The sequence below is a fragment of the Stenotrophomonas sp. YJH_SMC_130 genome (assembly GCF_059369035.1).
On record NZ_JCAFSH010000003.1, the window covers coordinates 182,412 to 200,693 of the forward strand.

An 18,282-nucleotide genomic window follows, 5' to 3' on the forward strand; every position below is an offset into this window, starting at 1 on the left:
GGGAACCCCCTTGAACGCTGTCCTCTCTCGTCCTGACAACAGTCGTGGCGCTCCCCGGCCACCGCTGCGTGAACACGTCGCCCAGTCCGTGCGCCGCTACCTGCGTGACCTTGATGGCTGCGACGCGGACGATGTCTACGAGATCGTGCTGCGTGAGATGGAAATCCCGCTGTTCGTGGAAGTGCTCAACCACTGCGAAGGCAACCAGAGCCGCGCCGCAGCGATGCTGGGCATCCACCGCGCCACCCTGCGCAAGAAGCTGAAGGAATACGGCATCAGCGCGTAAGCGCGCGTGGGTAGTGCCGGCCGCTGGCCGGCAACCCCATGAACGATGGCAGGACCGGTAGATCCACGCCATGCGTGGATCGAAGCCCGGCAGAATCAGCCGCCTCCGCCCGCCTTCCAGTAGTACCTCACCACATGGAAGAACACGGGCGCGGCGAAGCACACCGAATCCAGCCGGTCGAGCATGCCGCCATGGCCCTCGATCATGTGGCCCCAGTCCTTGATGCCACGGTCGCGCTTGATCGCCGACATCACCAGGCCGCCCCAGAACCCCATCAGGTTGATCAGCAGCGACAGGCCGAACGCCTGCAGCGGCGTGAACGGGGTGATCCACCACAGCGCCGCTCCCAGCGCGCTGGCACTCAGCACGCCGCCCACGAAGCCCTCCACCGTCTTCGACGGCGACAGCTTCGGGGCGATCAGGTGCCGGCCCAGCAGCTTGCCCCAGATGTACTGCAGCACATCCGAGGACTGCACCACGATCACCAGGAAGGCAAACAGCAGCACGTTGCGCGCCGGGTCATGCCCGGGCACATGCAGGTTGAGCAGCAGCGGCACATGCGAGATGCAGAACACGCAGATCATCAGCCCCCACTGCACCTTCGCCGTCCGCTCCAGGTAGTGCGTGGTGTCACCACCGATGGTGGACAGGATCGGCAGGAACAGGAACGCATAGACCGGGATCAGCAGCGTGTACATGCCGTACCAGTCGATCCACACCAGGTAGTACTGCCACGGCAGCACGATGTAGAACGCGGCCAGCAGCGCGTAGTAGTCACCCGAGCGGGTCGGTGCCAGAGTGATGAACTCGCGCAGCGCGAACAGCGAGATGATCGCAAACAGTACGATCACCCCGGCGCGACCGAAGAACAGCGCCAGCCCGACCACGATCGCCATCACCCACCAGGCGCGGATGCGCGACACCAGGTTGGCGATCACCGCACTGGGCTGCCCACGCTGCCGCCAGCGCAGGGTCTCGGCCACCAGCGTGGCCAGCACCAGCACCGCGCCGACGCCGGCAAACAGCAGGCCGGTCTGCTGGCCCACGCTGCGCGCGGCCAGGTCACCGGACACGTCCATCAGATAGCTCATGCGCGCCCTCCATTCGGCGCCAGGTCCAGCAGCGCCTGCCGGCTGCGGGCCAGGAATGCGGCCTTGTCCTCGTCGGCCTGCAGCCGCAGCGGCGTGCCGAACGTAGCCGTGCACAGCAGCGGCAGCGGCAGGAACCGGCCCTTCGGCATCACCCGCTTCAGGTTGTCGATCCACACCGGCACGAACTCCAGCTCCGGCCGTTGCCGCGCCAGGTGGTAGATGCCGCTCTTGAACGGCAGCAGCGGCTCATCGCCCACATTGCGCGTGCCTTCCGGGAACAGGATCAGCGAGCACTCTTCGTCCACCGCATCGCGCAGCACCTGCAACGGGTCCTGCTGGCGATGCCCGGCCTCACGCTCTACCAGTACACCGTTCAACACCGCATCGATCAGGTAGCGGCGCAGGCCGTCGCGCTGCCAGTATTCGGCGGCGGCCACCGGGCGTACCTGTCGCCGCAGCGCGGGCGGCATCGACGACCAGATCAGCACGAAGTCACCATGGCTGGCGTGGTTGCCGTAGTACACGCGGCGCTCGCTGGACGGCGCACAGCCGATCCACAGCGCACGGGCGCCGGTCACCACGTGGATCGCGCCACTGCAGGCGCGTGCAATCAGTTCGGCGAACATCGGCCCCTCCCGTTCACGTCTGCGGCCACACTACGGCCAGCACCAGTAGTGCGGCCTGCACTGCTGTCAGCAGGTACTGGCGCAGCAGCAGCCGGCGCATGCCGGCCCAACGCACGTCCCAGCCGCGCAGCGGCGCATCGGCCGGTGTGCGGCGCAGGCCACTGTCCTGCAGCAGCTGGTCGGTACGGCGTGCAGCGGCTTCGCCGTCCAGGCCTTCATCGCGCAACAGCTGCAGCAGGCTCGCGTCCAGCCCGACCCGCCATGCATGGTAGGCCTGCATGAGCCCAGCGCCCACACTGAGCAGCAACAGCCCGGCGGCGATCATCGCCAGCCCCGGTTCGATGCCCAGCAGCAGCAGCGCCACCAGCAGCAGCCCCAGTGACAGCAGCGCGGGCCAGCGTCCCTGGCGCAGCAGCAGCTGCATGGTCGCCAGATCGGGAACGGCACTCATGCGCGTCCTCCAGCCGCTGCGGTGATGGCTTGCAGATGCTCCGGGCCCAGCACGATGCCGGGGCGTGCCGCACGCACGATGGCGACCGCCGCCTCGACTTCCGCGGCACGGCCCGTGCGCAGCAGCCACGTCGCCACGCTGGCGGCACTGCGTGAGTAACCCAATGCGCAGCACACCAGCAGCGGCCCCTGTACCCGCAGCCGTTCGATGGCCTCGGCCGCCTCGCGCAACTGGTGCGGCGTGGGCACCACCAGATCCAGCATCGGCACGCTGGCATACGCCGCGCCCGGCGCGCGGCAGGACAGCTCGGCGCAGGCATCGACCACGCCCACCAAAGGTGCCGGCAATACCGTGCAGGGAATCCGGCCCAGCCACACGCCGTCCAGCACCGGCACCGGCTGCGGCGCATGCCGTGTCCACAGCCGCGAGTTGATCCAGGCGGCGCCCAGGTACGGTGCCAGGAGCCAGCGTGCCGCCATGCTCAAGCGACCATCGGCGCGCTTCTGGAACACCGCCGTACCCAGACCGGCATAGGCCAGCGCCACCAGCAGCAGCGACACCACCGGCCACAGCAACCACAACGCCGTACCCCGCAGCAGGACCGCCGGCACCAGCAGCACAGCGGCCCCCAGCAGGTACAGCGCAGCCAATCGCCACCGCTTGGCATGCCGCGCGATGCGCCAGGCCCGCAGCGGTGGCGTGCCCTGCTCCGGCCACAACCACACGCACAGCCAGCCGGCCAGCAGGCCGGTCGGGATGTCGATGAAATGATGCTGGAACGTGGTCAGCACCGAGACACCGATCAGCAGCGCCCACACATGCAGGACCCAGCGCCAGGCACCGTGCAGGTACTGCGCGAACTTCACCCACAGCACGATCAGCAGCACGATGTGCAGCGATGGCGCCTGGTTGAACGGCTTGTCGAAACCCAGCAGCACATCGAACAGCCAGCCGAACACGCCGCCGATCTCCGGCCGCTCGAAACTGAAGCGCAGCGGCCACAGCAGGAAACAGGTCACCGCGATCAGCTGTGCACTGAACAGCCGCAATGCGTGCCGGTCCAGTTCGAGGCGCTGCCGGCACAGGAAGAACGAGATTGCGTAGAACAGGTCGATCGACCAGTACGGCACGATCGTCCATGGCACGAACGGAATCTGCGTTTCCCAGCCGAACGCCATCACCGGCAGTTCGGCGTGGCGGCCGGCCATCCAGTTGGCGAAGCCGTAGCTGGCAAAGAAGAACGGGCCCAGCAGGGCCAGCCACAGCAGCGCGCGCCGCCAGGGGCGCCCCGCCGTGGCAAGCGGAGTTGCAGCCAGCGTCGCCATCACGCGGTCCGGCGTGCCAGCGACACAGTGAAGATGCCGAAGTCATCGATGCGCTGCGCCACTTTCTCGAACCCGGCCAGGCGCACCAGTTCATCCATTTCCTGCTGGGTGCGGCGGCGCATCACCCACGCAGCGCCACCACGATGACTGGTCAGCGCGCGGGCGATGAACTCCAGCTGCGGGTGCCAGGGCTGGCCGGTGTAGGCCAGGTAGCCACCCACCGGCACCGTTGCGGCGATGCCCTGCAGCGAGCGCAGCACGGCGTCGTTGTCGGGGAACAGTTCGTACAGCCCCGATACCACCGCCAGTGTCGGCGCCGGGTCGACCTGCGCCAGCTGCACCGGATCGAACGCATCGCCCTGCTCGAAACGGGCGATGTCGGACGCACCGAGGCGCTCGATCAACGCCTGGCCCTGGGTCACGTTCAGACCGCTGAAGTCGCGCAGCACGATGCGCTCGGCGCGTTGCTCGCCCTGGCCCAGCGCTTCCAGTACATAACGGCCATGGCCAGCGGCCACGTCCAGCACGCGCACCGGCATGCCCTGCCCACGCAGGCGCTGGGCGGCATCGCGCAGCAGTTCCTGCAGGTGCCGACCGCGAATGCGGATGCCGCGCCAGCCGATCGCATCCAGGTAGTTGCGGTCGACCAGGCGACCCAACGGGCCTTTGCCACGTGCTTCGTCGCGATAGATGTAGTCCAGCGTGCTGCCCGAATCGAAACCGGTCTGCAGGCCCAGTGCAATGCCTTCGGACAGTCTGCCGCCAAAGCGCAGGCCACCGCGCACCACGCGCCAGCGAAGATCGGCCAGGCTGTTGCGCTCGGGCGGCCAGGCCAGGATTTCAGACTCTTCAAATGTCGGCCCATGGCGGTGCGCATCGCGGCGCGACAACTCGCGCAACGGCTCGGCGAATCGCGCCTGGATGAAGCTGCGGATGCGCGCCAGTGCCGGTGCCCGATCACGCTCGCCCAGCGTGTCGTGGAAGAAGCCCGGCAGATGCACGCGCTCCTTGATCGGGCTGGACAGGCGCTCGTAGAAGCGGTCCTGCGGGCCACGGTGCACGACGAAGTCCGAGCCGGACACCAGCAGCTGCACCGGCACGCTGATCGCCTGCGCATCGGCGACGATGCGATCGGCCGCCTCGTACAGGCCCAGCAGCACCCGCACCGAGATTGGCCGGGTGATCAGCGGATCGGTGCGGTAGCTTTCCACCCGCGCCGGATCGTGGGTCAGCCATTGCGGCTTGACGTAACTGTTGACGAAGAAGTTGCCGCGCAGCTTCTGCATCAAGGCCAGGCCCGGGCGTGCGAACGGCACGTACAGCTTCACCTTGAACGCCGGCGAGGCCATCACCAGCGCGCGCAGACGTGGCGCGTAGTCGTGCACCCAGGTGGCGGCGACCACGGCACCCACGCTCTGCGCGATCACCACGATGTCTTCCACCGCGATCCCATGCTCGGCGCCGATGTGGGCGATGAAGCTGTCCAGATCGCGCACCAGCGCCGGAAAGCCCGGTGCATCGCCACGCGCGCCCGGCGAACGGCCATTGCCGCGCGCATCCCAGGCGAAGAAGGCGGTGTCAGGCAGGTCCAGCTCATCGACCAGATGGGTAACACGCCCGGAGTGCTCGTGCCCGCGGTGCAGCAGCACGATGGCCCGGGTGGCCGGGGTGGCGGTGGTGCCGGCCCAGTACCGGTAGAACAGCGGTACCTGGTCGAAGCTGTGGAATTCCCGTTCCTGCGCCTGACGCATGCAATCTCCTGATTGTCTTTTTCTATCTGCTTGATTAATTTGGCGAAACTGCGGTTTCCCGCAGTCCGCGACGGACCCGGTTGATCATCGTCAGCACGCACAGCACCGCCATGGCCGCGGCCACGCCCGTGACCGTCAACGCGCCAACCCACTCAAACGCCAGCAGCAGGCCCAGCGCACCGATCACGAAGGCGCGGTCGCTCTTGCCCATCGGGCCGTCATAGCGGCGGCTGGCGCCGACCATCAGCCCCAGCACGCCGGCGTATTCGCTCAGCGCCGCGGTCCAGGCCAGCAGCCACAGCGGCTCCGGGCGCACGCCCGGCACGCTGAGCAGGCTCAGGTACAGCGCCGCATCGGCGATCACATCGCACAATTCGTTCAGATAGGCACCCAGCCGCGACTGCTGGCCGAATTCGCGGGCCAGCATGCCGTCCACGGCGTTGAGCGCCATGCGCAGCAGCATCCACAGCGGCAGCAGCAGGTACAGCCATGGCTGGGCCGGTGCGCAGCACCAGACGGCGCCGGCCACCAGCAGCGAGACCACGGCAGCGGCCACGGTCACCGCATTGGCGGTGATCCCCATGCGGTACAGGCCGCGTACGGCCGGACGCAGGAGGTCCTGAAAACGTCCTTTCAATGCATAGATCGACACGATCCGAACCCGCTGATCCTTGGCAGTTCCCGCACAGCCTACCCGATTGGGGCCGCGCGCCCCATCGAATTGATTGCGGCCCCCCCGGCCAGACGGTGCTGAAGGCGGCCACAGGCCATCGGTGCGGGTTGATTACCACCACCAGCGCCCGCCACCGGCCCCCACCGCCTACAATATCGGCCCCGCTCCGCTGCCGATTCCGTCCCATGACTGCTGATCTGTTGCCCGTCCGCCGGGCCCTCCTCTCCGTTTCCGACAAGACCGGTCTGGTCGAGCTGGCCACCGCGCTGGCGGCACGCGGCGTGGAGCTGCTGTCCACCGGCGGCACCGCCAAGGCGATCCGCGAGGCGGGCCTGGCCGTGAAGGACGTGGCCGAGGTCACCGGTTTCCCGGAAATGATGGACGGCCGGGTCAAGACCCTGCACCCGATGGTGCACGGCGGCCTGCTGGGCCGCTCCGGCCTGGATGACGCGGTGATGGCCGAGCACGGCATCGGCGCCATCGACCTGCTGGTGCTGAACCTGTACCCGTTCGAATCGGTCACCGCCAAGGCCGACTGCACCCTGGCCGACGCGGTCGAGAACATCGACATCGGCGGCCCGGCCATGCTGCGTTCGGCGGCCAAGAACTTCGCCCGCGTGGCAGTGGCCACCGACCCGTCGCAGTACCCCGAGCTGCTGGCCTCGCTGGAGGCCAACAACGGCCAGCTGACGGCTGCCACCCGCTTCGCGTTCTCGGTGGCCGCGTTCAACCGCGTCGCCCAGTACGATGCGGCGATCAGCAACTACCTGTCGGCGGTCACCGCCACCGACGCCGCCGTGCCGGCCCGTGCCGAATACCCGGCGCAGATGAACTCCACCTTCGTGAAGGTGATGGACCTGCGCTACGGCGAGAACCCGCACCAGAGCGGCGCGTTCTACCGCGACCTGTACCCGGTCCCGGGCACGCTGGCCACCTTCCAGCAGCTGCAGGGCAAGGAGCTGAGCTACAACAACCTGGCCGATGCCGATGCGGCGTGGGAATGCGTGCGCCAGTTCGATGCGCCGGCCTGCGTCATCGTCAAGCACGCCAACCCGTGCGGCGTGGCCGTCGGTGCCGGCAACGGCGACGCCTACGAGCTGGCCTACGCCACCGACCCGACCAGCGCCTTCGGCGGCATCATCGCCTTCAACACGCCGCTGGACGCCGCCACCGCCAAGGTGATCCTGGACCGCCAGTTCGTGGAAGTGCTGATTGCCCCGGACTACGAGCCGGCCGCGCTGGAGTACGCGCAGAAGAAGGCCAACGTACGCGTGCTGCGCATCCCGCATGGCGACGGCCTGAACAACTTCGACAGCAAGCGCGTCGGCTCGGGCCTGCTGCTGCAGTCGTCGGACAACCGCGGCATGACCCGCGACGAGCTGAAGGTGGTCAGCAAGCTGGCGCCGACCGACAAGCAGTTCAGCGACCTGCTGTTTGCCTGGAAGGTGGCCAAGTTCGTGAAGTCCAACGCGATCGTCTATGCCAAGGACAACCGCACCATCGGTGTCGGCGCCGGCCAGATGAGCCGCGTGTACTCGGCCCGCATCGCCGGCATCAAGGCCGCCGACGCGAACCTGGTGGTCGAGGGTTCGGTGATGGCCTCCGATGCGTTCTTCCCGTTCCGCGACGGCATCGATGCCGCCGCTGCCGCCGGCATCAAGGCGGTCATCCAGCCGGGCGGTTCGATGCGCGATGCCGAAGTGATCGCCGCCGCCGACGAACATGGCCTGGCCATGGTGTTCACCGGCGTGCGCCACTTCCGCCACTGATCCGCATCACCAAGCCGGGCCCTGCCCGGCTTTTCTTTTCCGTATCCGAGAACCCTGTCCCATGAAGATCCTCGTCATCGGCTCCGGCGGCCGCGAACACGCCCTGGCATGGAAGCTGGCCCAGTCCTCCCGTGTCACCGACGTGATCGTGGCGCCCGGCAACGCCGGTACCGCCAGCGAAGACAAGTGCCGCAACGTGGCGGTGAAGGTGACCGATATCGACGGCCTGCTGGCGCTGGCCCAGGCCGAAGGCGTGGCGTTGACCGTGGTCGGCCCGGAAGTACCGCTGGTGGCCGGCGTGGTCGACCGCTTCCGCGCCGCCGGCCTGCGCATCTTCGGGCCGACCGCCGCCGCCGCGCAGCTGGAAGGCAGCAAGGCCTACGCCAAGGATTTCCTGGCCCGCCACAACATCCCCACCGCGTTCTATGCCGTGCACACCGACGTGGACGCTGCCCTGGCCTACATCCGCGAGAAGGGCGCACCGATCGTGGTCAAGGCCGATGGCCTGGCCGCCGGCAAGGGCGTGATCGTCGCAATGACGTTGGCCGAGGCCGAAGACGCGGTGCGTGACATGCTCTCCGGCAACGCGTTCGGCGATGCCGGCGCCCGCGTGGTGATCGAGGAATTCCTCGATGGCGAGGAAGCCAGCTTCATTTCGATGGTGGACGGCGTGCATGCGCTGCCGATGGCCACCTCGCAGGACCACAAGCGCGTCGGCGACGGCGACACCGGCCCCAACACGGGTGGCATGGGCGCGTACTCGCCGGCGCCGGTAGTGACGCCGGAGGTGCATGCACGCGTGATGCGCGAAGTGGTGAACCCGACCGTGCAGGGCATGATCGCCGACGGCATCCCGTTCACCGGTTTCCTCTACGCGGGCCTGATGATCGACGCCAGCGGCGCGCCGAAGGTGATCGAATTCAACGTGCGCTTCGGCGACCCGGAAACCCAGCCGGTGATGTTGCGCCTGCAGTCGGATCTGGTCGAGCTGGTGGAAGCCGCCATCGATGGCCGCCTGGAGCAGGTGCAGGCGCAGTGGGACGCACGCCCGTCGCTGGGCGTGGTGCTGGCCGCGAAGCCCTACCCGGAAGCGCCGATCACCGGTGACGTGATTTCCGGCCTGGACGACGTGCCGGCCAGTGCCAAGGTGTTCCATGCGGGGACTGCATTGGACGCGCAGGGCCAGGTGGTCAGCGCCGGCGGCCGCGTGCTGTGCGTGGCGGCGCTGGGTGACAGCGTGCGCGACGCGCAGGCCAACGCCTATGCCGGCGTGGCCAAGGTGACCTGGGCCAACGAATTCCACCGCAACGACATTGGTTGGCGCGCGATCGCACGCGAGGGGTGAGGCTCCCCCGCTCCCATGCATGGCGCGGATTGAATACCACGGTAAAGCAAAGGCCCGGCATTGCCGGGCCTTTGCTCTACAGGACTGCTTCGAGACCCTTCCGATCAATCAGGTTAAGCAACTTCAGTGACGGTCCGCTGGGTTTCTTTTCGCCCTGCTCCCAGCTGCGTACGGTGGAAACGCTGGTATTGAGAACCCCCGCAAAGACCGGCTGACTGAGCTGCAGTGACGTACGCAGGGCACGGATCTGGGCACTGCTGTACTCAGGGACCGGCTCAAGGCAAAGTGCTTCGTAGCTGCTCAACCGACGTTTATCGATGAAGCCATGCGCGTGCAGACTCACAGCAGCATCATGCACCGCTTCAAGAAGCGCACTTTTCGCGCGCCGTCGCTCAGGGGTCTTCGTCATGGCCGATCTCCTGTAGATCCCCGTACTCCACGGCGCGATTCAGCTGCGCCGTACTCATTCTCAGGAACTCCGATGCGTACAACTGCAGCGCATCCCGTTCCGCATTCGTGATCGCAGCACGTTCATTCTTCTCGTAGCCGAAAAGGAAGAACCAATGCCCGCCTCGCTGTGTGGCGACGATGATTCGAACGCTCCCACGCTTTCCTCGCCCCGGCAACGGAACGCGCTTCTTGAAGATTCCGCCGCCAAGATCAGCATCCACCAGACCCGCTTCCATTTCACGTACCGACCGGTAAAGCGCAGCGTCGGACAGGGTGGTCCTACGCATACTGCGATTGAAACTTCGTGTGCGGAAGACGCGTGGCATGATCATACCGTGCCACTGCGTGGTACGGCGTGAACATCAGCATCCAGCACATGGCCCGGTCGGCACAATCACCGCTCTGGCGTCAGAGTAGAGCCACGCCATGCGTGGCTAAGCCCCACAAACGAAAAAGGCCCGGCAGTGCCGGGCCTTTTCATTGCTTCAACGCCATCCCGCCTTACGCGGTGAACAGCGCCTTCATCTTCTTCAGCGCGTTCGCCTCGACCTGGCGGATGCGCTCGGCGGACACGCCATACTCGTCGGCCAGCTCCTGCAGCGTCACCTTGCTGTCGGCATCCAGCCAGCGACGACGGATGATGTCGCGCGAACGCGCATCCAGTTCGGCCAGGCCTTCGCGCAGCAGCTGCATCTGGTTGTCTTCGCTGTCCTCGCGCTCGTAGGCCATCGACGGGTCTTCGTCATCGGCGACCAGGAACGCAGCCGGCGACGGCGGAGCGTGCTCGTTGTCCTCGTCGGTCGGCGCATCGAAACCGATATCGCGACCGGACAGGCGCGACTCCATTTCCATGACCTCGCGCTCGGACACGTTCAGGTCCTTGGCCACCGCGCTCACTTCCGCCGCGTTCATCCAGCCCAGGCGCGTCTTCGACTTGCGCAGGTTGAAGAACAGCTTGCGCTGCGCCTTGGTGGTGGCGACCTTCACGATGCGCCAGTTCTTCAGGATGAACTCGTGCATTTCGGCACGGATCCAGTGCACGGCGAAGGAGACCAGGCGCACGCCCATGTCCGGGTCGAAGCGCTTGACCGCCTTCATCAGGCCGATATTGCCTTCCTGGATCAGGTCGCCCAGCGCGAGGCCGTAGCCGTTGTAGCCGCGGGCCACGTGCACCACGAAGCGCAGGTGCGAATGCACCAGCTCGCGGGCGGCGTCCAGATCGTTGCCGTCGCGGAAGCGACGGGCCAGGTCCTGTTCGTCATCGACCGACAGCACCGGGATCTGGTGCACGGCACCGATATAGGCGTCCAGCGAACCGAGCGCACTGGGAATCGGGAGATTGTTTGCCACAAGGGCAGTAGAGGTGTTCTGGCTCATAGGCACCCATCTTAGCAGTCCGGGATTTGGACTGCTAAAGGAGGAAAAAGTTCCAGCATCCTATTGATGCAACACTGGTCCCAAACAGAGCCCTACCGTAGCGCGATTTGATGACAGTGGCGAGCACGCTTTTCGGGATTCACAATCCCTTGGAATTCAAGCAATTACCCGGCGGAAACCGGCCGATTTCAGTCAAGCGGAGCTGAACGGGCCGTTCTGAAGGCCCATTCAGCGCCGAAGACGTTGCCCGGTGTTCAGGCCCGGCAGCCCGCCGGTGCTCAAAGCGCCGAACGCGGCGGCAGCGACCAGTCGATCGGGGCCTGGGCGCGACGCTGCAGGTACTCGTTGGCCATCGAGAAATGCCGGCAGCCGAGGAAGCCACGATGGGCCGACAGCGGCGACGGGTGCGGCGACTTCAGCACGCGATGGCGTCGGGTGTCGATGACCTTGCCCTTCTGCTGCGCATAGGCGCCCCACAGCATGAACACCAGGCCTTCGCGTTCGCGGTTGAGCACGTCCACCACGTGATCGGTGAAGCCCTCCCAGCCACGTCCCTGGTGGGCACCAGCCTTGCCCTCTTCCACCGTCAGCACGGCATTGAGCAGCAGCACCCCACGTTGCGCCCACGGAATCAGGCAGCCGTGGTCCGGGCGCGGGATGCCGAGATCGCTCTCGATCTCCTTGTAGATGTTCAGCAGCGACGGCGGCACCGGCACGCCCGGCGGCACCGAGAAACTCAGGCCATGCGCCTGGCCGCGGCCGTGGTACGGGTCCTGCCCGAGGATCACCACCTTCACCTGCTCGAACGGCGTGGCGTCGAACGCGGCGAAGATCTGCGGGCCGGGCGGGAACACCGCCGCGCCACTGGCCTTGCGCTGGCGCAGGAAGCTGGACAGCTCGCGCATCTGCGGCTGCAGCAGGTAATCGCCGACATGCTGCTTCCAGCTCGGTTCCAGCTGGATCGTCGGGGTGTCGGCTACTTCATCCATCATCGGATCAGGGGTCCATCGTTCAATCGGGCCAGGCGCAGCTGGAACAGCACCTTGGTGACCAGCAGCCGCTCTTCGATCGGCTTGAGCACCAGGTCGTTGGCACCGGACTGCAGCAGCCCGGTCTGGTTGTGCGGGTTGCCGTCACCGGTCATCACCAGCACCGGCAGGCGGCGCTTGCCGTAACCGAAGTCCACGCGCACGCGCTGCACCACGTCGCGCCCGCTCAGTTCACCCTTCAGGGTGACATCGGTCAGCACCAGGTCGATGCGGTGGCGGCTGCGGCCCAGCGACTCGGCAGTGAGCAGGGTGAATGCCTCTTCGGCGCTGACCACGTGCAGTACGTTCAACTGCTGCCGCTCAAGCATGCGCTTGGTGGCCTCGGCCACCACCCGGCTGTCCTCGATGTAGAGGATGGTGGCACCGGGGATGGTCTGCGGCTGCACATAGCCACGGATGAAGGTCGCCAGTGCCTCATGGCCCAGCGCCTTGTCGAAATAGTCGGTGACGTACTCGGTGAAGCGACGCTGCTCCAGGTGCTGCTGGGCATCGCCGGACACAACGATCACCGGCACATAGGCCTGGCCGGCGGCTTCGCGCACCATCCGCGCCAGCGCCAGGCCGTCGCCATCGCGCAGGGTCAGCGAGGTCGTCACCAAGTCCACCGGGCCCTGCGCCAGCGCCTGCTGCGCATCCTCGATGCTGTCGCAGCCGATCACCTCCACGCCCGGCAGGTCACGCTGCAGGACATCGGCGATCAGCTTGCGGACCAGCTTCGAACCATCGACCACCATCACCCGCGTCGCGGGCCCTTCAAGGTGCTTCAGCGCTTGCGGTTGCATGCCGGTCTCAGGTGTCGGTCGGACGGGTCTGGCGGAGGAAGTGGCCGGTCACCAGCCAGGCGCCCAGCCAGCCCAGCAGCAGCGTGCCGACCAGGACCAGGCCGCCGTGCAGCAGGTCCAGGCCATGCAGCACGAACGGGCTGCCGTAGCTGCGCGAGAGTTCGGCCAGCGGCACGCGCAGGGCGGCACCGGCGGCGCCGATCAGGGCCAGCGCTACCGCGCCGGCGCCCAGCCCGTACCACGCGCCCAGGTACAGGAACGGGCGGCGGATGAAGCCATCGCTCGCGCCGAGCAGCTGCAGCACGCCGATCTCTTCGCGACGGGCCTGGATATCAAGGCGCACGGTGTTGCCGACCACCAGCGCGGCAGCCACGCCGAGCAGCACCGACAGCACCTGCACCAGGCGTGCACCGAACGCCAGCCAGGCGTCCAGGCGCTGGCGCCACAGCGCATCGTGCTGCACCAGATCGGCCTCGGGCAGGCTTTCCAGCGCGCGTGCCAGGCGTGCGTCATCCTTGCCCTGGCCCGGGGTGATCACCAGCAGCGAGGGCAACGGATTGTCGTTGAGCGCATCGATCGCCTCACCGAGGCCGGCATCGCGCAGTTCCTGCAGGCCCTGCTCGGGTGTGCGCACATTCACCTCGGCCACGTCATCGCGGTCGCGCAGCTGGCCGGCCAGGCGAAGCGCACCGGGACCATCGACGTTGCCCTTCAGGAACACGTTGATGTCGCGCGACTGCTGCACGCTGCCGGCGAACTGCTTGAGGTTGTCCAGCGCGATCGACAGCCCCAGCGGCAACGCCAGCGCCAGCGCCATGACCATCACGGTCAGCAGGGTCGCCCACGGCTTGCGGCAGGCGCGGCCCAGGCTGAACACCACGCTGTGCACGTGGTGCTGGAACCAGACGCCCACGCGCGACGGGGCGGCGGCTTCGCTGTTTTCGTTCTTCGCCATCGGTTACTCCGCCAGGTCCTGCGGCGAGATGTCATCCACCAGCCGGCCGTGGTCGAGGATCAATACGCGCTTGCGCATGCGGCGCAGCAGCGGCAGGTCGTGGCTGACCACCAGCACGCTGGTGCCGCGCGAGGGCAGCTCGGCGAACAGGGCCATGATCTCCGCTGCCAGGGTCGGGTCGAGGTTGCCGGTCGGCTCATCGGCCACCAGCAGCTTGGGCTCGCCGACGATGGCGCGGGCGATGCCGACGCGCTGCTGCTCGCCGGCCGACAACTGCGAGGGCAGTGCCTTCTCACGATGGCCCAGGCCCATGCGTTCGAGCACTGAACGCACGCGCTTGTTGATGTCGCCACGGCGGGTACCACGCAGGATCAGCGGCAGCGCCACGTTCTCGGCAATCGAGCGGTCCATCAGCAGGCGGTGGTCCTGGTAGACCGCCCCCACTGCGCGCCGATGGCGCGGCACATCGCCGCCGCGCACCTTCAGCAGGTTGCGCTCGTCGAACACCACCGCGCCGCGGCTTGGCCGCTCGTCGAGGTGGATCAACTTGAGCAGCGTACTTTTACCCGCACCGGAATGGCCGGTGACGAACAGCATCTCGCCCGGCGCGACCTCGAAGCTGACATCGGTCAGTGCCTCGTGGCCACCGGCGTACTGTTTGCTGACATTGTCGAAGCGCAGGACACTCATGCCCCGATTATGCAGGACCGGCGCGACGGATCGGTAGCGCCGGGCCATGCCCGGCGGAATCTTCGATCCGCCGCTACGTCCGCCCGACCTGCGCTGGCGCTACCCCTCCCTGCGGGCGTGCAGTACCACCAGCGCGTTGTTGTCCCGGTATTCATCCCAGAAGCCGGGAGGCCGGCCCCGGCACTCCGCCGCTGTCGGCGCCGGCACCCGCCACTGCAGCCCGGGCAGCCCCGCGCGGGCTGCCGCCTGCTCATGCTGGTCCGCACGCCATTGATGGTCGGTGACGCGTGCCACGGCTGCATCGGCGAACTCCACCTCTACCAGGTGATGGTCATTCCGGGCCTGCTGCCGGACGATGCGCGCGCCGTAACGCGAAAAGTCACCGTTGGCCAGCCGGAAGGCAGGATGGGTGACGATGCCCAGCAGCCGACCGCCCGGTTTGAGCACGCTCGCTGCTGCCCGGTACATGCGCTCCAGTTCCTGCAGCGTATCGGCATGGTTGAACAGCCAGACCGCCACGGCAATATCAAAACGGGCTGGCAGGTCCAGCCGGGTCGCATCGCCGTGCAGGAACTGCATGGCGTCACCACCCTGCGCCGAAAGCTGGCGCGCCTGTTCGATCATCGCTGCGGACAGATCGACGCCGAGGGCGCTTCGTGCACCGTGAAGCAGAAGGTGACGGCCGAAGTCACCGGAGCCGCAGGCCAGGTCGATGACATCCCGCCCCTGCAATGGACCGGCCAGCTCCAGCAGCGTCCGGCGTTCCAGCGGACGGGACGCAGAGGCCGCCACGTGCTGTGCGTAGTGCAGATCGAATGTGTCGTAACAGGGTACGGATGCCATCGCGTGACTCCTCCGGATGCAGGAGGAGTCAGCTTGGCTGCAGGCCGGCAGGCGCGGCCAGAGTCAGACGCGACAGGGTTTCCTGGCCGGCGACTGCGCTGCATGCCGGCCAGCGGCCGGCACTACCCTTCAAAGCCACCCGACCAACGGCCGGGTGCTACCGGATCAGCTGCCCGACAGCATCCGGCGGATCTTGCGGCCGATGCGGGTCAGGAACGAATCACCGGTATCAGCGGCGGTACGCACCGGCTTGGCCACCACCTGCACCGGGGTCACCGGGCTCGCGCCGTTGCCGGCGTGGGCCTGCACGCCCTCGGCACCCTCGACCGGACGGCCGTGGCGACGACGACGGCGCTTGCGCGGCTTGTGCTCGCCATCCACCGCACCTTCCGGCGCACCTTCGGCACGCGGCGGGCGCGGCGGGCGCGGAGCCTGGGCGACAGCGGCTTCAGCACCTTCCACCGGGGCAGTTGCGGCCTGCTCGCCTTCCACGCGCGGCTTGCGCGGGCCGCGCGAACGGCGTTCGCCGCTGCGCTCGCCGTCACGGCCACCACGACCACCACCACTGCCGGAACGACCGCCACTGCGGCCACCGCCCCGACGCTCTTCCTCGGCGGCGCGGGCTTCGCGCGCTTCACGGAAGATCTGGCCGACGCTTTCGTTGTCCTCGCCTTCCTCGCCTGCAGCCGGGGCCGGGCGTTCCGGGCGCGGCAGCGGGGTCAGCAGTTCCTTGGTGACCGGCTCGGAGGGAATCTTCTGCTCGATGTAGGCCTCGATGTCCGGCAGGCCCATCGCGTAGCGTTCGCAGGCGAAGCTGATCGCATCACCCTCTTCGCCCAGGCGCGCGGTACGGCCGATGCGGTGCACGTAGTCTTCGGCATCGAACGGCAGGTCGTAGTTGTAGACGTACTTGATGCCGTCGATGTGCAGGCCGCGCGCGGCGACGTCGGTGGCCACCAGGATTTCCAGCTGGCCCTTCTGGAAGCGGTTGAGCAGGCTCTCGCGCTTCTTCTGCGGCACGTCGCCGGACAGCACGCCGACGCGATAGCCGGCCTTTTCCAGCGAGCGGGCAACGCGCTCGACGAACACCTTGGTGTTGACGAACACCATGGTCCGCGCGCCTTCGCTGCGCGACAGCAGGCCCAGCAGCAGCGGGATCTTCTCGTCGTCGGCCGGGAAGTAGATGCGCTGGCGCACGCGGGCAGCGGTGATGGTCTCGGCTTCGACCACCAGCTTCTGCGGCTCGTTCATGTGCTCGTAGGCCAGCTCCAGCACGCGATGGCTGAGGGTGGCGCTGAACAGCAGGGTCTGGCGGATGGTGCGTTCCGGCATGCGGCGCAGCAGGAAGCGGATGTCCTTGATGAAGCCCAGATCGAACATGCGGTCGGCTTCGTCCAGCACGCAGATCTCGCAGGCATGCAGCGAAACCACCTTGTGCTGCTTGACGTAGTCGATCAGGCGGCCCGGGGTGGCGATGATCACGTCCACGCCCTGCTGCAGCAGCTCGCGCTGCTTGTCGTAATCCACGCCACCGTAGACCAGCGCGAAACGCAGGCCCAGGTCGGAACCGAACTTCACCGCATCCTTGTGGATCTGGATGGCCAGTTCGCGGGTCGGGGCGAGGATCAGGGCGCGGGGGTCTTCCGGCTTGCGGTCGGCCAGCGCCGGACGGGTCAGCAGGCGGTTCACGACAGCGACCAGGAAGGCCAGGGTCTTGCCGGTACCGGTCTGGGCCTGGCCGGCAACATCACCACCGGGCAGCGCGACCGGCAGGGTCAGCGCCTGGATCGGGGTGCAGCGGGTGAATCCGGCTCCTTCAAGGCCGGCCTGCAGGGCCGGGTGCAGCTCGAAGGAGGAGAAGGTCAAATCGGTCAGCGGTTTGTCGCTCATGAGTCCGTCTTGGTATGGCCGCCGGCCCTTGGGGCGGCTGGCACTTCAGCGTCTAGGGGAACCGTCGCAAACTGCGGCCCCTGCGGCGGGTTGGCAGGCCGGGACCCCTCGGTCCGTGCGCCGCACAATGTCCCAGTTTACCGCACTCGGGCAGGCAAACCGGAATGCCGCGTCTCACGGCATCCAGAGACGCCACCTTCACCCAGCCACACCGGACTTGAACGGCCTGCACGGGGGCGCTGGTGTCGCCCACTGCCAGCCCCATCTTCAGGAAGACAGTGAAATCCGACACATACCGGCCATCGAAGCGATCACGATACGCTGGGTTCCAGACGGCGCCTGTCCCTGCCCCGCGATAGGGGTACACTGCCGGCCGTGAGCGTCCAGGCATCCCGCCGAACGCACCGCGGCAGTGCGCCGCGAGGCAACGACGAGGGTCGCGCCACCGGGCAAGGCCCAGTTCACCCACCTCCGGCATGGCCGGGTGCAATCCAAGACGAGAAACCAAGATGAGCGACAAGGTTGTACATGTCGGCGACGCCGACTTTGATAGCGCAGTGCTGAATTCCAAGGAACCGGTGCTGGTCGATTTCTGGGCCGAGTGGTGTGGCCCCTGCAAGATGATCGCCCCGGCGCTGGACGAGCTGGCCGATGCCTACCAGGGCCGCGCCAAGATCGCCAAGGTCAACGTTGACCACAACCGTGCGCTGGCCGCGAAGTACCACGTGCGTTCGATTCCGTACCTGGTCGTGTTCAAGGATGGCGAGAAGGTCGGCGAGCAGATCGGTGCGGTGGGCAAGGCCCAGCTGGCCGGCCTGCTGGACAAGGCCCTGGCCTGATCCTGCCGGTCTCCGGCAGCCGCCGAGCGCGGCTGCCGGCGGGCGCACCACGCCCATGATGAATGCTGTTCCCGGCGACCCTTGCATGGC

General features: G+C 67.3%; 19 protein-coding genes. 4 read left to right on the forward strand and 15 right to left on the reverse strand.

Annotated features, from left to right (window positions below):
* Positions 1–10 precede the first annotated feature (10 nt).
* Complete coding sequence (gene fis, locus AC5P5V_RS07205; protein WP_005419706.1) at positions 11–286, forward strand: DNA-binding transcriptional regulator Fis; 276 nt, start codon at positions 11–13, stop codon at positions 284–286.
* A gap of 95 nt (positions 287–381) precedes the next feature.
* Here fis and AC5P5V_RS07210 read toward each other — a convergent pair whose 3' ends face one another.
* Genes AC5P5V_RS07210 through AC5P5V_RS07235 form a run of 6 tightly spaced genes read right to left on the reverse strand, consistent with a single transcriptional unit; the run spans position 382 to position 6,182 of the window.
* Positions 382–1,377, reverse strand: a complete 996-nt coding sequence (locus AC5P5V_RS07210; protein ID WP_061478167.1) for a phosphatidate cytidylyltransferase — start codon at positions 1,375–1,377, stop codon at positions 382–384.
* Positions 1,374–2,003, reverse strand: coding sequence for a lysophospholipid acyltransferase family protein (locus tag AC5P5V_RS07215; RefSeq protein ID WP_134968894.1), 630 nt, complete (start codon positions 2,001–2,003; stop codon positions 1,374–1,376). The genes AC5P5V_RS07210 and AC5P5V_RS07215 overlap by 4 nt, the downstream gene beginning before the upstream one ends.
* 13 nt (positions 2,004–2,016) lie before the next feature.
* Positions 2,017–2,454, reverse strand: coding sequence for a hypothetical protein (locus tag AC5P5V_RS07220; RefSeq protein ID WP_095378195.1), 438 nt, complete (start codon positions 2,452–2,454; stop codon positions 2,017–2,019).
* A complete protein-coding gene (locus tag AC5P5V_RS07225; protein WP_134968893.1) occupies positions 2,451–3,779 on the reverse strand; it encodes a phosphatase PAP2/dual specificity phosphatase family protein in 1,329 nt (442 codons plus the stop codon). The genes AC5P5V_RS07220 and AC5P5V_RS07225 overlap by 4 nt, the downstream gene beginning before the upstream one ends.
* The gene (locus AC5P5V_RS07230) at positions 3,779–5,530 is read right to left on the reverse strand and encodes a bifunctional alpha/beta hydrolase/class I SAM-dependent methyltransferase (protein WP_134968892.1); all 1,752 of its coding nucleotides are present in this window, start codon (positions 5,528–5,530) and stop codon (positions 3,779–3,781) included. The genes AC5P5V_RS07225 and AC5P5V_RS07230 overlap by 1 nt, the downstream gene beginning before the upstream one ends.
* Positions 5,531–5,564: 34 nt before the next feature.
* The gene (locus AC5P5V_RS07235; RefSeq protein WP_065178833.1) at positions 5,565–6,182 is read right to left on the reverse strand and encodes a CDP-alcohol phosphatidyltransferase family protein; all 618 of its coding nucleotides are present in this window, start codon (positions 6,180–6,182) and stop codon (positions 5,565–5,567) included.
* A 206-nt stretch (positions 6,183–6,388) separates the two neighbouring features.
* Here AC5P5V_RS07235 and purH point away from each other — a divergent pair, with 206 nt between their 5' ends.
* Positions 6,389–7,972 (forward strand): bifunctional phosphoribosylaminoimidazolecarboxamide formyltransferase/IMP cyclohydrolase, encoded by a 1,584-nt coding sequence (purH, locus tag AC5P5V_RS07240; RefSeq protein ID WP_134968891.1) that lies wholly within the window; start codon positions 6,389–6,391, stop codon positions 7,970–7,972.
* A gap of 61 nt (positions 7,973–8,033) precedes the next feature.
* Positions 8,034–9,317, forward strand: a complete 1,284-nt coding sequence (gene purD, locus AC5P5V_RS07245; protein ID WP_134968890.1) for a phosphoribosylamine--glycine ligase — start codon at positions 8,034–8,036, stop codon at positions 9,315–9,317.
* 76 nt (positions 9,318–9,393) lie between these two features.
* On the opposite strand, the gene AC5P5V_RS07250 is transcribed toward purD, so the two are convergent.
* From AC5P5V_RS07250 to rhlB, 9 genes are all read right to left on the reverse strand, one after another.
* Positions 9,394–9,726, reverse strand: coding sequence for a helix-turn-helix domain-containing protein (locus AC5P5V_RS07250; RefSeq protein ID WP_019338970.1), 333 nt, complete (start codon positions 9,724–9,726; stop codon positions 9,394–9,396).
* On the reverse strand, positions 9,710–10,099 hold the full coding sequence (locus AC5P5V_RS07255) for a type II toxin-antitoxin system RelE/ParE family toxin (RefSeq protein ID WP_100064745.1): 390 nt from the start codon (positions 10,097–10,099) through the stop codon (positions 9,710–9,712). The genes AC5P5V_RS07250 and AC5P5V_RS07255 overlap by 17 nt, the downstream gene beginning before the upstream one ends.
* A gap of 169 nt (positions 10,100–10,268) precedes the next feature.
* Complete coding sequence (gene rpoH, locus AC5P5V_RS07260) at positions 10,269–11,144, reverse strand: RNA polymerase sigma factor RpoH (RefSeq protein ID WP_005411269.1); 876 nt, start codon at positions 11,142–11,144, stop codon at positions 10,269–10,271.
* 278 nt (positions 11,145–11,422) lie between these two features.
* On the reverse strand, positions 11,423–12,136 hold the full coding sequence (ung, locus tag AC5P5V_RS07265) for a uracil-DNA glycosylase (RefSeq protein ID WP_134968889.1): 714 nt from the start codon (positions 12,134–12,136) through the stop codon (positions 11,423–11,425).
* Positions 12,133–12,975 (reverse strand): response regulator, encoded by an 843-nt coding sequence (locus tag AC5P5V_RS07270; RefSeq protein ID WP_005411271.1) that lies wholly within the window; start codon positions 12,973–12,975, stop codon positions 12,133–12,135. Before AC5P5V_RS07270 ends, ung begins: the two co-directional genes overlap by 4 nt.
* A gap of 7 nt (positions 12,976–12,982) precedes the next feature.
* Complete coding sequence (gene ftsX, locus AC5P5V_RS07275; protein WP_231352350.1) at positions 12,983–13,930, reverse strand: permease-like cell division protein FtsX; 948 nt, start codon at positions 13,928–13,930, stop codon at positions 12,983–12,985.
* A 3-nt stretch (positions 13,931–13,933) separates the two neighbouring features.
* Positions 13,934–14,620 carry a cell division ATP-binding protein FtsE gene (gene ftsE / locus AC5P5V_RS07280; RefSeq protein ID WP_005419728.1) on the reverse strand — a complete coding sequence of 229 codons (687 nt, stop codon included), beginning with the start codon at positions 14,618–14,620 and terminating at the stop codon, positions 13,934–13,936.
* A gap of 99 nt (positions 14,621–14,719) precedes the next feature.
* On the reverse strand, positions 14,720–15,463 hold the full coding sequence (locus tag AC5P5V_RS07285; RefSeq protein WP_231352351.1) for a class I SAM-dependent methyltransferase: 744 nt from the start codon (positions 15,461–15,463) through the stop codon (positions 14,720–14,722).
* Between the two features lie 165 nt (positions 15,464–15,628).
* Positions 15,629–17,353, reverse strand: a complete 1,725-nt coding sequence (rhlB, locus tag AC5P5V_RS07290) for an ATP-dependent RNA helicase RhlB (protein ID WP_231352352.1) — start codon at positions 17,351–17,353, stop codon at positions 15,629–15,631.
* 509 nt (positions 17,354–17,862) lie between these two features.
* Between rhlB and trxA the strand changes: the two genes are divergently transcribed.
* Complete coding sequence (gene trxA, locus AC5P5V_RS07295; protein WP_005411275.1) at positions 17,863–18,192, forward strand: thioredoxin; 330 nt, start codon at positions 17,863–17,865, stop codon at positions 18,190–18,192.
* The last annotated feature ends 90 nt before the right edge of the window (positions 18,193–18,282 follow it).

Excerpts from the sequence above, each read along its gene's own strand:
- AC5P5V_RS07210 (WP_061478167.1), bottom strand. The coding sequence starts at position 1,377 with ATGAGCTATCTGATGGACGTGTCCGGTGACCTGGCCGCGCGCAGCGTG.
- AC5P5V_RS07215 (WP_134968894.1), bottom strand. The coding sequence starts at position 2,003 with ATGTTCGCCGAACTGATTGCACGCGCCTGCAGTGGCGCGATCCACGTG.
- AC5P5V_RS07220 (WP_095378195.1), bottom strand. The coding sequence starts at position 2,454 with ATGAGTGCCGTTCCCGATCTGGCGACCATGCAGCTGCTGCTGCGCCAG.
- AC5P5V_RS07225 (WP_134968893.1), bottom strand. The coding sequence starts at position 3,779 with ATGGCGACGCTGGCTGCAACTCCGCTTGCCACGGCGGGGCGCCCCTGG.
- AC5P5V_RS07230 (WP_134968892.1), bottom strand. The coding sequence starts at position 5,530 with ATGCGTCAGGCGCAGGAACGGGAATTCCACAGCTTCGACCAGGTACCG.
- purH (WP_134968891.1), top strand. The coding sequence starts at position 6,389 with ATGACTGCTGATCTGTTGCCCGTCCGCCGGGCCCTCCTCTCCGTTTCC.
- purD (WP_134968890.1), top strand. The coding sequence starts at position 8,034 with ATGAAGATCCTCGTCATCGGCTCCGGCGGCCGCGAACACGCCCTGGCA.
- AC5P5V_RS07250 (WP_019338970.1), bottom strand. The coding sequence starts at position 9,726 with ATGACGAAGACCCCTGAGCGACGGCGCGCGAAAAGTGCGCTTCTTGAA.
- AC5P5V_RS07255 (WP_100064745.1), bottom strand. The coding sequence starts at position 10,099 with ATGATCATGCCACGCGTCTTCCGCACACGAAGTTTCAATCGCAGTATG.
- rpoH (WP_005411269.1), bottom strand. The coding sequence starts at position 11,144 with ATGAGCCAGAACACCTCTACTGCCCTTGTGGCAAACAATCTCCCGATT.
- ung (WP_134968889.1), bottom strand. The coding sequence starts at position 12,136 with ATGATGGATGAAGTAGCCGACACCCCGACGATCCAGCTGGAACCGAGC.
- AC5P5V_RS07270 (WP_005411271.1), bottom strand. The coding sequence starts at position 12,975 with ATGCAACCGCAAGCGCTGAAGCACCTTGAAGGGCCCGCGACGCGGGTG.
- ftsX (WP_231352350.1), bottom strand. The coding sequence starts at position 13,930 with ATGGCGAAGAACGAAAACAGCGAAGCCGCCGCCCCGTCGCGCGTGGGC.
- ftsE (WP_005419728.1), bottom strand. The coding sequence starts at position 14,620 with ATGAGTGTCCTGCGCTTCGACAATGTCAGCAAACAGTACGCCGGTGGC.
- AC5P5V_RS07285 (WP_231352351.1), bottom strand. The coding sequence starts at position 15,463 with ATGGCATCCGTACCCTGTTACGACACATTCGATCTGCACTACGCACAG.
- rhlB (WP_231352352.1), bottom strand. The coding sequence starts at position 17,353 with ATGAGCGACAAACCGCTGACCGATTTGACCTTCTCCTCCTTCGAGCTG.
- trxA (WP_005411275.1), top strand. The coding sequence starts at position 17,863 with ATGAGCGACAAGGTTGTACATGTCGGCGACGCCGACTTTGATAGCGCA.